General features: G+C 59.1%; 12 protein-coding genes. 8 read left to right on the top strand and 4 right to left on the bottom strand.

Annotated elements, in window-relative coordinates; genetic code table 11:
• Positions 1-163 precede the first annotated feature (163 nt).
• Positions 164-388, bottom strand: a complete 225-nt coding sequence (locus ACP5J3_RS06115) for a hypothetical protein (RefSeq protein WP_428494864.1) — start codon at positions 386-388, stop codon at positions 164-166.
• Between the two features lie 178 nt (positions 389-566).
• On the opposite strand from ACP5J3_RS06115, the gene ACP5J3_RS06110 reads away from it, so the two are divergent.
• A complete protein-coding gene (locus ACP5J3_RS06110) occupies positions 567-767 on the top strand; it encodes a hypothetical protein (RefSeq protein WP_428494863.1) in 201 nt (66 codons plus the stop codon).
• A complete protein-coding gene (locus ACP5J3_RS06105) occupies positions 764-1,459 on the top strand; it encodes a hypothetical protein (RefSeq protein ID WP_428494862.1) in 696 nt (231 codons plus the stop codon). Before ACP5J3_RS06110 ends, ACP5J3_RS06105 begins: the two co-directional genes overlap by 4 nt.
• Before the next feature lie 289 nt (positions 1,460-1,748).
• On the opposite strand, the gene ACP5J3_RS06100 is transcribed toward ACP5J3_RS06105, so the two are convergent.
• Together ACP5J3_RS06100 and ACP5J3_RS06095 are read right to left on the bottom strand one after the other, a co-directional pair.
• Complete coding sequence (locus ACP5J3_RS06100) at positions 1,749-2,723, bottom strand: hypothetical protein (RefSeq protein WP_428494861.1); 975 nt, start codon at positions 2,721-2,723, stop codon at positions 1,749-1,751.
• A complete protein-coding gene (locus ACP5J3_RS06095) occupies positions 2,710-3,333 on the bottom strand; it encodes a hypothetical protein (RefSeq protein WP_428494860.1) in 624 nt (207 codons plus the stop codon). The genes ACP5J3_RS06100 and ACP5J3_RS06095 overlap by 14 nt, the downstream gene beginning before the upstream one ends.
• A 171-nt stretch (positions 3,334-3,504) precedes the next feature.
• Between ACP5J3_RS06095 and ACP5J3_RS06090 the strand changes: the two genes are divergently transcribed.
• The 3 genes from ACP5J3_RS06090 to ACP5J3_RS06080 are packed head-to-tail and all read left to right on the top strand — an operon-like array spanning position 3,505 to position 6,617.
• On the top strand, positions 3,505-4,041 hold the full coding sequence (locus tag ACP5J3_RS06090; RefSeq protein ID WP_428494859.1) for a TorD/DmsD family molecular chaperone: 537 nt from the start codon (positions 3,505-3,507) through the stop codon (positions 4,039-4,041).
• The gene (locus ACP5J3_RS06085; protein WP_428494858.1) at positions 4,025-4,867 is read left to right on the top strand and encodes a 4Fe-4S dicluster domain-containing protein; all 843 of its coding nucleotides are present in this window, start codon (positions 4,025-4,027) and stop codon (positions 4,865-4,867) included. Before ACP5J3_RS06090 ends, ACP5J3_RS06085 begins: the two co-directional genes overlap by 17 nt.
• Positions 4,857-6,617 carry a hypothetical protein gene (locus ACP5J3_RS06080; protein WP_428494857.1) on the top strand — a complete coding sequence of 587 codons (1,761 nt, stop codon included), beginning with the start codon at positions 4,857-4,859 and terminating at the stop codon, positions 6,615-6,617. Before ACP5J3_RS06085 ends, ACP5J3_RS06080 begins: the two co-directional genes overlap by 11 nt.
• On the opposite strand, the gene ACP5J3_RS06075 is transcribed toward ACP5J3_RS06080, so the two are convergent.
• Complete coding sequence (locus ACP5J3_RS06075; RefSeq protein WP_428494856.1) at positions 6,588-7,028, bottom strand: hypothetical protein; 441 nt, start codon at positions 7,026-7,028, stop codon at positions 6,588-6,590. The genes ACP5J3_RS06080 and ACP5J3_RS06075 overlap by 30 nt on opposite strands.
• 83 nt (positions 7,029-7,111) lie before the next feature.
• On the opposite strand from ACP5J3_RS06075, the gene ACP5J3_RS06070 reads away from it, so the two are divergent.
• The 3 genes from ACP5J3_RS06070 to ACP5J3_RS06060 all read left to right on the top strand — a co-directional run.
• Positions 7,112-7,885, top strand: coding sequence for a 4Fe-4S dicluster domain-containing protein (locus ACP5J3_RS06070; RefSeq protein ID WP_428494855.1), 774 nt, complete (start codon positions 7,112-7,114; stop codon positions 7,883-7,885).
• Between the two features lie 119 nt (positions 7,886-8,004).
• On the top strand, positions 8,005-8,733 hold the full coding sequence (locus ACP5J3_RS06065) for a cytochrome b/b6 domain-containing protein (protein WP_428494854.1): 729 nt from the start codon (positions 8,005-8,007) through the stop codon (positions 8,731-8,733).
• Positions 8,676-12,073: molybdopterin dinucleotide binding domain-containing protein (locus ACP5J3_RS06060; RefSeq protein WP_428494853.1), on the top strand; the 3,398-nt coding region annotated here is incomplete at its 3' end. The genes ACP5J3_RS06065 and ACP5J3_RS06060, both read left to right, overlap by 58 nt.

Genomic DNA, 12,073 nt, shown 5'->3' with positions numbered 1-12,073 from the left:
AGCGGCGGCCTTCTAAGCTCGGCGAAGAGAGCCGTAGGTCGTGGGTTCAAATCCCACCGGGCCCGCCAGTATTCTCATGTGTATTTGGGGGTGGTGTGCTTGCTGTGTCTGTTCGTCGACACGGCGAGTACTGTGTGAGTTTCTCGACATGTGGAAAAAAGATTTACGAGACGCGGCGCCTGTGGGCGTAGCTTAAATGGATAATCAAGTCAAATGGCGCTATGTCAAGACTCCTCTGGCCTCTGTAGTAAAGCGTGTTAATTTCTACGTCTGAGTACTCGACAGCACCGGGGCTGAGTGTCGAACCTATGACTACTGGGAATCCGAGCAGATCTCCCAGCGCATATGCCGCGGCGTCTGTGGTAGATGCAAGGCGGGAATCCCACATGCCACTTGCGAGGCGCTTTCCGTGGGTGTGCCGGCGGTGCCGCCTCTGCCGCCGTCGTGACAAGGGATTACGAAGCTGTTTGTGCTGTGAAAAACTGCGCCGTCTTACTACTTAGAGGCGGGGGGGCTTGGCGTGTTCACCGCAGTAAAACTTAAATAAGGTGGACTCTTGCCAATATGTGTCTGTGTTTGCCGCTGTGGCGTTGCCGGTTGCCGCCGTGGCTGGGCCTGATCCTCTTAGCGGCGTGGATGTGCCTGGGGAGGCTGTTAACTACGCTGGGGGCCGCACGACGCCTCGGGGTAGGATCGCGGCTCTTTGCCACCACGGCGTTTTGGAGACTGCGGAGCCGCCGACGTCTTCACACGGCGCCGCGACATGAGAATAAAAAAGTTGGTAGTCACCGCGGTTGTGGTAATTCTTTTTTCGCTTCTTGTGTTTTATCTATATCTCTCGTGGGGGTGCACCCTGGGGGTTGACGTCAAGTGTTTCGACACCACCCCCGGCGGGGGTGTGGTGTGGTCGCCGTGTAGCTACGACGGCGACGTAAAAATCGAGCCTGAAATTCCACTCAACTGGTTGCCTGGCCGGGAGGGCGGCAAATTTACATGCGTAGCTGGAGGGAGAGTTGGGAATAAGACGTATGTAGTTTTTACAAGAGAGGTTGGCCTAATTGAGCCAAGCGGCTCGCCGTTTTCTGAAAGAGATACTGTTAGGTGCTACTGCGCGAGGCACTTCTGTATAACCGTTGCCGTGCCGGCGGTATTAAGGATCGCCAGCGCCGTGTTGGTGGTTGACGTGGACAGCGGCGTGGGCTATCTGGGAATTAAGAGGAGTCTCCACGAGGTGGTGGAGAACGGCACGGAGCTATACACGTTTCTACACTACTCCGATGTAGTTTTTGGAAACGACGGCGTATATCTAGCGTTGAGAGAGGTCTGGGTCGTCAAGGAGATTGCTGGTGACTACATTTACAACTGTTTCTATGTGGTGAAGGTGCGCCTAGATAGAGATAGGCTGAGGCTGGGGAGGCCGCTTTACAACACCACTGGGAGCTTCCTAAAGATATCCTAGGTGAGGCGTGGCGGCAGTGGGGGAAGGGTGGCGAGGGCGCCTAGTGGATTTCTCCCGCTGGACAAACGACGACAGTGACACATGCTGAGAGGGATGAGGTGGTTGGCCCGTGTGCAGAGCGGGTGCACAGTGTTGGGTGTAGAGAGCGTGGTTGAGCTGTGTGAAGTTTTTGTAATAATGCCGTCCCCGTGGGCTAAGATATACGGATGTCTCGGGCCCTTTTGGCGGGTGCTTGGCGCCGGCGTCAACATCGCTGTTGTTTATAACCTCATAGGGCCTGCCGGCTCCCCTAGCGCTTGATGTATATTATCTCCACGCCGTAGGGCTTGAGGTACTGGGCGTAGCGCTCCGCCTCGAGGGGCCACCTGGCCACTGCGACGATCTTGGCGCCTCTGTACTTAGCCAGCATTTTGTGGCCCACGGCCTCGGGGACTGGGGCGTAGACCACCGAGCCGTCTATATACACGCCGAATTCTCTGTCTAGTGTGCCCCCGGGGGCCCGGCCCTTCTCAGCCTCTATTATGGCCTCCCGCGCCGCCTCCCTCAAGAGGGGGTTTACGCGCCTCCCGTTAAAGACGCCGGGTAGCTCCGCCGGCTGGCCTAGCAACGCCTCGTGGGGGATTACGGGGACGTCTCTAAAGACGTCTGCTCTAAACGCGGCGTAGCCCCGGGGGTTGTGGAACAGCTTGCCCACGAAGTCTCTCAGCAACTTGGAGGCCTCGTCGCTCTGCCTAAGCTCCACGGCGTTTGCCACCACGCTGAGGGCCTTCCCCAGCCAGCGGGGTGTGCACAGCATCTTCTTCTCCAGTACCGAGTCCCAGGTCTCGAAGAGTAGCCCCATTTTCCTATAGTTCTCAATATCCACGCCGAGGAGCCCGGCGATCTCGGCCAGCTCCTCCGCCTCCCGGCACGCCGCTAGGCTGGAGAAGCTCTGCATCTCGGGGTATAGGAACTTGGCGAAGTAGGCGGCGGCTTCCCACGCCTCGGGGCTGGATTTCAACACCTCCGCGGCGAGCTCCCGGTAGGCCGCCTCGGCGAATTTCTCGTCCCCCGCCAGCTTGTTCAACACCTCCGCCAGGACCTCCCTCTCTAGGCTCCTCACCGCGTTGTCCACATAGCGCCCCACCTCCGGGGGGTCGCCTCTCCGCTCCGCCTCAGCCGCGGGGTCGCCCCCCTCGAATGCCACCAGTACGTAGTAGGCCAGCCGGGGGAAGTGGAAGAGGAGGTTTCTAAGGCCGGCTGTCTTTATGTTAGAGGGTAGCATTAAGCCTCTCCAGGGCCTTTTTTACAAACGGGCAGTTATCCACCTCGACGTGGCCGCATCCGGGATATGCCGGGCACCTGGCGGCGATTAAATCCAGCCACGCGCCTCTCCTCCTAACCAACAGCCTAACGCCGTCCACCGGCGCGAGGTAGGGGTCGAGTATTTTGACGTGTGTGGGGTACGCCAGCCTCAGCACCTCTCCGGGCACGCCCAGGCTGTTTTCTAGGCTTTTGAAGCCGCCTCTTATGAAGGAGGCCACGTACATGGCGGCGCCCCACGCCGGGCAGATGTATGCCTGGGTGATGTCGAATTCTAGCCTCTTGAGAGCCGCGCCGACCAGCACTAGATATGCCATGAGGCTTTCATCGCTGATCTCCTCGATGTTCCAAATCTTCTTGACGTGGCGGAGCGCGTCGAGCTCGCCGTGGTATATCAACGTTAGTGGGGCCTTTACAGTGGCGGCGCAACCCCCCTCGTCGCAGATCACCAGCCACCGCCTGCGGAGGCTCTTCACCGCCTTGTACACAGTGCTTAGCTGGTGCGGCGACTTGACATATACTTCGTATGTTTTCAGCTTTCTTGGGTAGTTTTCACTGTATATCCTCACCACGTCTCTTGAGGTATCAGTAAGATGTGGAACAAGAACTCTCCAAAAGAGTTTAAAATATGTATAGAGTTGATCAAGGGATTTATCCATGTATTATCGTGAATGTTATATTTATATAAATTATTACACCGTCCCGGTATAACGAAATATAAATACGCAGAGCCGTATCTCTCCGTGTTGCTTTCTCCCCTCTACCGCTTCGTCTCCTATCTCCTGATTAAGGAGCTGGAGCCGGACGACTTGCCCAAGGTGAGGCACGTGGTGGACAACCTCCCCGAGCCCTACCGGGGGGATATGCTTTCTGAACTCGACAGAGGCGATGCCTATCTAAGGCTTAGGGTTGACTTCACAAAGACGCTTCTCATGTACGTCCACCCCTACGAGTCTGTATTTGTGGATCCCAGCGGCCTTATGTGTACAGACGTGTCTGCGGAGGTGTTGAGGTACTACGCCAAATTCGGCTACGAGCCCGACCTGAGGTCGGCTAGGGTGAGATGCGGAGACCACCTGGGGCTGGAGCTCCTGTTCGCGGCTAACCTAATGGAGGAGGGTAGGAGGGAGGCCGCCGCCGACTTCTTCGAGAGGCATCTGGGGAGGTGGGGCCCGCACGCCGGCTTTGCGATATACAGATCGGCGGCGACCAGCTTCTACAAATCGCTCGGTATGCTGGTGGCCGAGTTAATAGCCGAGGGGTATGAAAATCTACGCTGACTTCTCCCGCTGCGTCAGGTCCTTCTGGAAGGCCAGCAGATGCTCGAAGTGTGTAGAGGCGTGTCCCGCCGGCGCTTTGTACGTCGGCGACGGCCGGGTGGAGGTGGCGGAGGATCTCTGCGTGGGGTGCGGCATATGCATAGGCGCGTGCCCCACCGGCGTCTATACGCCAGCGGAGGAGCTTGGGCCGAGAATCAGCTGTAGAGAGGGGGGCCCCTGCATACACGCGCTGAGGTTTGAGGACTATGTCAAGCTGGTGGAGAAGTACGGCGAGGTAGAGGTAGATGCTCGTTGCGACGACTGTAAGCTGAGGGACGCCGGCGGCGGCTGGAGGGCCCTAGAGGAGGCTCTGAAGGCCGGCCTCAGGGTGAAGGTGGTCAGGGGGAGGGGAGGCGACGTGAGCAGGAGGCTTCTCTTTAGGCGGGCCGCGGCCGGGGATCCGTCGATAAAGGCCGTCAGGGGGCCGCCGAGGCGGTTTGAATACAGCAGGCCCCTCGGCGCCGAGGGCCTCCGCCCCGTGGTGGACGTGGACCGCTGCGTCTTGTGCGGGGTGTGCGCCGGCGTCTGCCCCACGGAGGCGGTGAAGGTGGATGAGGAGAGCGGCTTGGTTACCGTAGACGGTGGGAGGTGTGTGGAGTGCGGCGTCTGTGTCGAGGCCTGCGACGTGGGGGCTCTGAGGCTGGAGAGGGGGGAGGTTGACGTGGAGCACTACCTCGTGGAGGTTGTGCAGTGCCCCAACTGCGGCACGATATACGCAAAAAACCGGGGGGAGTGCCCCGTCTGCGGCTTCACCACCAAGTTGATAAAGGAGCTCTATGGCCTGTAGCTACTTTCCCAGGTCAATAGACCGGGTGGTTATCTCGGCTCTAGAGGCTAGGAGGCCCGGGGTGTTGCTGGGGGTCCGGGGGTCCGGCGTCTCTACGACTTTGAAAAGGGCGGCGTCGATCGCCGGCGTGCCTCTCGGCAGGGGGGACTGCCGGGAGTTTAGAGCGGCGGAGGTGGACATAGGCGAGGTGGCCGAGGCGGCTGGTTGCAACTGGTACGTCGCGGCCACGGGGTCGCTGGAGGAGGTGCTTAGGCTTATGGACGAGGTGGAGGCCTTGGTCATGCCGCCTCTCACCGTCGGGGAGCTGGGGGACTTCCTCGCAACATTTAGCCAAGCCGCCGAGAGGGGAGTCCTCGAGAGGCTTCTGTACGTAACCGGGGGGTTCCCCGGCGCAGTGTGTAGAGCTTTGGAGGAGCTCAACTACCCGGGGAAAATCACCGCGGAGCACGTGGAGGGTCTCTCCCTAAAGCCGGCTTGGTTTATTGAATTCGTCGAGAGGTACGGGAGAAGGTTTCTGCGAGACGCCGTGCTGGCGTACGTCACTGAAGAGGAGGCGAAGGAGCTTGGGGTGGAGCCCGCCCTCTGGCACGACCGGAGAGGCGGCACGCTGGCGCTTAAGTTGCCGTGGCTCCAGTTCTTCGCGGTGCACCACGACCCCAAGTACGCGGTTGAGGTGCTGGAGAGGGCTGTGGAGGCCGTGAAGGACCCGGGCCGCCTCTTGTACTACTACGCCCTACTGTGGCGCCTCGGCGTAGACAGATACGTGGAGCGGTCGGCGCGGTTGGTAGACGCCATCTACAGCCTCCCGCCCCCGGCCGCCGCGGAGCTAGGCAACTACTTCCTAGAGGTGGCCCCGAGAGTGGGCAAGGACGCGGAGGCGAAGGCTATACACGCCCTCTCCCTAGCCCTGAGGGGGCTGGAGTACAGGGTGGAGGACGTGGTGTATCTCGCCCAGAGGGCGGCGCGGCTGGCGCCGAGGCGGGAGGCCTACGACGCCGTCTACAACCTGGGGGTGCTTCTGCTCTCCTCCGGGAGGCTTAGGGAGGCGGAGGCCGTGCTGGCCACCGCGGAGGATCTCCTCTTCAAGGCTGGGAACGACGAGGAGTGGCTGAGGGCTAAGAGAGTTCTACACCTCTTGATGGCGTATAGAGAGGCGCTTCTAGGCAACTGGAGAGAGGTGGCGCGCCTACTTGAGGACGAGCTCTCTATTCTAAAGTTTGTTACAGACTACTCAAGCCTCGTGAGGCGCAACCTCGGGTGGGCCTACATAATGCTGGGGAGGTACAGCGACGCCAGGCACATCCTCAGGAGGACATCTGGCTTCCAGAAGTGGGCTCTCCTCTTCCTAAAGACTAGAAACCTCGCCAAGTTTAGAGAAAAGGCGAGAGCCGCAGGTCAAGACCTCTTGGCGGCGCTCGCGGGGGTGGCGCTCGGCCTCGACGTGGCGGAGGAGGTTGAGAAGCTAGACCTGAGGCCGGAGTTGAAAGAGCTGATCCTAGCAGTTTTGAGGCAAGACCAGCGGCGGCTGGCGGCGGTTGCGGCGAAGATAGATCCAATGGATAAGCTCTTTATCCTGTACTACGCCGTGGAGGCCTACCTCCAGGCGGCGGCTGGCGGGGACCGCAGGGAGATCGCCCAGTTCTTAACCCGCCTAAGAGGCCTCGCGGCGGAGGCGGGGATGCCGGGGGCGGCTCCCTACATAAAGCCGGATAGGAAGGCGCTAGCGAGACTTGTGGTTTTCTTCCTTTAGCTTCTGGAATTTTCTATACATGGCGAGTACCTCCTCTACCCTCCACCTGAAGTCACGCGCCCGTTCTAGACTCCAGCTCAGCATTTTATACGTCCCGGGGTACGTCGAAGTCAATGCCTCCACTTCCTTCGCGTGCCTCTCCACCATGGCGAGGAGTTCTTTTAGAAACTCCTCCAGCTTGTCGCTGTCGAACGCGGTTTTCAGCACCTCTTCAAAAAACCACTGCCTCTCGTTGCGGGGCACGGCGGCGACGCCCAACTTCTCCGCAATCTCCAGGACCTGGGGGACGGAGATGAAGAAGCCCACCTTAGCCGGCGTGGCCATGGTTCTAGCCAGCTGCCGCAGAGCAACCAACACGCCGTAGCCACTTGACATTAATCTAATCTCTCCCTGAGTGTACCTTATGTCCACATGTAGTGATATATTATGATTTTTAAATATTAATTACACCACCTGAGTGTAAAAGGGATTTAAGACAAGGCGTACACCTCTCCATGCCTAAACTCGCGATGGCGACAATAGAGGACTTGTGTATGCTCTGCTGGGCCTGCGTCGCCGCGTGTAAGCAGGAGTTCGACGTCCCGCTGGGGAAGTGGCGTCTATTCATAACCGAGTACTACACCGGGGAGTACCCCAACGTGGAGGGGTACATACTCCACCTGCCTCAGTGCAACCACTGCGAAAACGCGCCCTGTGTCAACTCGTGCCCCACCGGCGCCTTGAGGCACAACCCCGAGACCGGCATAGTCCAGCTGGACAAAGACCTATGTATCGGCTGCCGCGCGTGCACCAGGGCGTGTCCCTACAACGCCGTCTACATGGACCCCAGGACAAACAAGGCGGATAAGTGCACCTTCTGCGAACACCTCGTGTACTCAGGCCTCCTCCCCGCCTGCGTCGCGGCGTGCCCCACGGGGGCGAGGGTATTCGGCGACCTTGACGACCCCAACTCCCTCATCGGGCGCCTATATAGGGAGGGCAAGATAAAGCCTGTGGGGAAGGTGGCCGAGGTTGTGAAGCCGCGCCTATTCTTCGCCCCCTTCGGCTCCATGAGGCCTATAAACACAGACGCCGGCGCCTTCAAGAAGCAGATAACCGGCGATAAGGCAAACCAGCTCCTCGTGGATAGGAAGGTGGAGATGACCAGCTGGAACCCCAACGCAGACCCCGCGCTCCAGCCCGGGGCGCTGGCCGAGTGGAGTCCGGAGCCCAACGCCCTCGGCCTCTGGAAAGAGTTCACGCCCACCAAGAGCCCAGAGGTTGGCTGAGCTCAGCAACGTTGTGAGGGACACTAGGCAACTCCTCGTGTACGCCGCCGTTGCGCTGTTGGTAATAGCCGGCGCGGGCGCCGTCTGGACAGGTCTAATAAAGCCGGCGCATTAGGGCTATGCCCGCTCCACCTCTCTACAAAACCGAGGGCGGCAAGGAGTACATACTGCGTTTCAAACCGGCCACACAGCTGGCGCACTGGTTCCTACTAGTGGGCATGACAATATCATTTCTGACGGGCCTGCCCATGTTCTTCAAATTCGGCGAGAAAAACATCTTCGACGGGCTGGGCCTGGCACTTGGCCTCGCCACAAACCCGTCAACTGGACAGCTCATCAGCATACTCCACGACTGGGTCGGCCCCGTGCTGATGTTAATAGGCGTCTTGATAGCGCTAGCCGTCTCCGACAAAAAGTTCGGACTTAGGGAAATTTCAAAGATAGGAGAGACCGTGAAGGTCCTCACCGAGGTAGCTAGGTATAGGTTCGGCGCGCGGAAGGACTACCCGCCGACGCCGTTCTACCACCCACTACAGGTCTTGTGGGTTTGGGGAGTTATAATCGGCCTCCTGTTGTTAGGGATTTCAGGGCTTTTCCTCGTCTTGGAGAAGTGGTTCTACATGCAGATTCTGCCGCCGTGGTGGCGGGGCTTCATGTCAATACTCCACATGACCGGCGCCTTTATATTCTTCGTCGCCTTGCCTATGCATTTCCTCATGTCGATATTTCCCACTAACTGGCCTATGCTCAAGTCGCAACTCCTGCTCAAGGGCTACGTGGAGAAGGAGTGGTGGATGGCGCACCACAAGGCGTATGCAGAAGAGGTTTTGAAGAGGGGGAGGCCATGACGGTGCAGATAACCCGCAGGGACTTCCTCAAGGCCGCCGCCGCGGCAACTGCCGTCGGGCTGTCGCTAAGCGCCTTCGCCAGAGCCCAGTACCTCTACCCCGAGGTGGAGAAGGATCAAAACTGGTGGAGCGGCCAGACGGGGCGCTTCGGCAACTACGCTACACTGTATAGAGTCCCACCGACTGGTAAAATCGTGGAGACAGGCGGCTCGCTGGAGCTCAGCACGCCGGAGGGGCTGAAGGCGGTTAAGCTGAAGTGGTGGGAGAACTGGATCGACTGGAGGGAATACGACGCAAAGGCTTGGCCCAAGCCGCGGGAGAGGAGGTACTTCATAGCCACCGGAGGCGTATGCGGCGGCTGTGAGGTCTCTTGCCACTTCGTGGTGTGGATCGACAAGGAGACTAAGCTTGCCAGAAAGGTCATGGTAAACCCGCTTAATAAGAGCAACTGGGGCCTCTGTGTGAGAGGCCAGAGCGCCGCCGCCGCCGCGGCCCACCCAGACAGGATTGTCTACATCCTAAGCAAGATCGACCCCAGGACAGGTCAGAGAGTCGGCGCGCGCGGCGACGACAACTTCGTCCGCGTCTCATACGACGACTCCCTCGAGATTGTGGCCAGTCAATACGCCAAGGCCTTCTACGAGTACTTCGTCGAGGGCAACGTCATCGGCTCTATGAGGCTTCACTGGCACGAGGGGAGGCCTCTCCAGACGGGCTTCTTCACTCACCACCCGTGGACTAAGGACTGGGAGCAACAACACTCATTTGGAAGCCACACCAACCTCTGCTCCTCCGGGGCGAGGCTCGGGAACAACCTGTGGATCGCCATGGACCGCAACTCGCCCGACTACTACAACGCGAAGACAGTGGTGCAACACGGCATGGGCCACCTAGGCGACGCGTCCCACTTCCTCATGTCACACGGTCCGAGGCTCGCCGTAGCTAGGTTCAAGGGGGCGAAGGTCATATCGGTGAGGGAGAAGTACTTCCACACAGAGCTACTGGCGGATTACTGGGTCACGCCGTGGCCCGGCACCGAGGCGTGGCTGTGGGCCGCCGTTGCCAACGTCTTGATCAACGAGCTTAACGCCGTCGATTGGGAGTTTGTGAGGAAGTGGTGGAACTGGGACTGGTTCCTGAGAGACAGGAAGCTCCTCGACTACCTGTATAGGAGTGGCTACATCAAGACGCCGCCGCCTGAGGACATATACGGCGTCACCGACGACGGCGTCATCTACATTAAAGACTACAACAAGGCGTGGAGCTACTTCCAGCAGTTTCTTAAGGAGTACTTCTCCAACTTTACCCCGGAGTACGCGGCTTGGGTAACTAGGCTAAACGCCAGGACGCCACCTCCCGACCCGATAACGCCGGAGGAGGTTCAGAAAGCCGCCGCGCTGATTAGAGCCATAGCCAAGGAGGTGGCGGCGGCCAGCAAGGCGCTGTCTATAAACCAGTGGCGCGGGCCAGGGCAGACATACGGCGGGTGGATGCTGGCTAGGATGTTCTTCCTCTTAATCGCCTTGACCGGCGCCGTCGGCACCGTGGGCGGCACCGGCGCGGCGTCTTGGCACAACACCGACTTCGTCTACTACTGGTGGCAGGGGACCCTCGCCGCGCAGGTCTTGAAGAGGAAGTTGGAGGGCCCCGCCGTTTGGAATATCAACATGATCGCGCCTGAGGAAAGCGCCTTCGGGAACTACGACCCCACCAACACCATACCCTTCAGAATGTACGACCCCGAGTGGCAGAACTACTGGAGGCGCCTCGGATTCGCGGTGCCAGATAGGATATACGTATGGATCTGGCGCGTGGTGAATCCGCCAGCCGCCTACCAGGCGGGTGCCCAGTGGGTGAGGTTCTTCGCAAATCCTGACAAGGTAGAGCTGGGGGTGCACATGACGCAGTTCTGGAACGAGTCTTGCTACTTCTCCGACCTCTGCATCTCGGAGGGCCACTGGTTCGAGAGGCACGATCCGCAACCAGCTGCGCCCGGCATATACGCGCCTGATAGGTGGTTCAGCGTTAGGTGGCCGTCGTATGTAATATTCCTGATGCGCACTGGCTGGACTCCTAGGGATCTCCACAGAGCTACTCTGGAGGCCCATCAGTACATCGGCCTGGGCGACGTGATTTCGCCTGAGGAGTGGTATATGGAGATGGCTTGGAGGGCCGTGGCCAAGACAGTTCTAATGGCGAAGAAAAACGGCAAGCCTGTGGACGACTTGTTGAAGGATAAGGAGGTGGACTACCTCGGCCTAAAGGTGAAGATTCCCAGCCTCGCCGACAGGCTGGCGTTTCTAATAGACGCCAACAGGGGGAAGAGGTACGCCGCGCAGCTAGGCGTCGACCCGGCCCAGCTACCTGAGAGGCTCATTAGGGATCTGTACGAGGGGAGGATTACATATGAGCAGTTTGTAAACGACGTCAGAAAGCAGGTTCTGCCAACTATGTGGGATCTGTATAACTGGGCTGTGTATGCCTACTCGCCGAGTGTTGTGAAGTTCTCGAAGGACCAGGGCCTCGAGCCTGTGGAGGCCCTTGAGCTGTACCAATTTGCAATCCACGATACCAACGTCTACGCCGACAAGACCTACCTGAGGAAGATACCGAGAGAGCAGGTGGCTAGGGTAGACCCAATTACAAAGCTGGCCTACGACTCCGCCGGCGGCATCATTGGCGTCGAGATAGATGGCGAGGTGTACCTAGGCTTCAACGTATTGGGCACAGTTACCCATACGCTGAAGCTCGAGTGGTACAGCCCCGTCATGGCTGAGCAGGAGCTGAGAGAGGTTTCGATACCCATCATACCGCTTGAGGCAGATTTGAAGAAGGCGATGCAGGGCGACGCCGCCGCCGTTCAGAAGCTGATAGATATGAAGCTTCACTACGTCATACCCATCCACGACTTCTGGGGCAGGATACCCGGCCTCACCACTGGAATCGACGTAAAGAAGGGCGAGTTCGATTTCGTGGCGAATTCACGCTTCTTGTACCATGGCGAGAATACGAGAGTGCAACAGATGTGGTACAGCTTCGAGCTGTGGCCCTCGCTGTACCTGTGGGTCAACCCGGTGGACGCCCAGTTGCTAGGCCTAAAAACTGGCGACGCCGTTAGGGTTAGACTTTTGATCCAGGCGCTAAACGACTTGGAGGTGGGTAGCTTCGTGACGAAGGTCTGGGTCACGCCTAGGGTGAGGGAGGGCGTCGTCGTGTTGCTCCACGGCGCGTATAGGTGGAGGCCTAAGTGGTGGGACTACGGCAAGGTGCTGAACACCGCCGGCTCGTACCCCACCTCGGCCGTGTTCCAGACGGTAGACATATCGGTGGACGGGGCGCC

The sequence above is a fragment of the Pyrobaculum sp. genome, from assembly GCF_049971835.1.
Classification (GTDB): domain Archaea; phylum Thermoproteota; class Thermoprotei; order Thermoproteales; family Thermoproteaceae; genus Pyrobaculum.
This window is presented reverse-complemented; position numbering and strand designations above follow the sequence as displayed.

Coding starts and splice junctions, on each gene's coding strand:
- ACP5J3_RS06115 (WP_428494864.1), bottom strand. CDS start 388: ATGTGGGATTCCCGCCTTGCATCTACCACAGACGCCGCGGCATATGCG.
- ACP5J3_RS06105 (WP_428494862.1), top strand. CDS start 764: ATGAGAATAAAAAAGTTGGTAGTCACCGCGGTTGTGGTAATTCTTTTT.
- ACP5J3_RS06100 (WP_428494861.1), bottom strand. CDS start 2,723: ATGCTACCCTCTAACATAAAGACAGCCGGCCTTAGAAACCTCCTCTTC.
- ACP5J3_RS06085 (WP_428494858.1), top strand. CDS start 4,025: ATGAAAATCTACGCTGACTTCTCCCGCTGCGTCAGGTCCTTCTGGAAG.
- ACP5J3_RS06080 (WP_428494857.1), top strand. CDS start 4,857: ATGGCCTGTAGCTACTTTCCCAGGTCAATAGACCGGGTGGTTATCTCG.
- ACP5J3_RS06070 (WP_428494855.1), top strand. CDS start 7,112: ATGCCTAAACTCGCGATGGCGACAATAGAGGACTTGTGTATGCTCTGC.
- ACP5J3_RS06065 (WP_428494854.1), top strand. CDS start 8,005: ATGCCCGCTCCACCTCTCTACAAAACCGAGGGCGGCAAGGAGTACATA.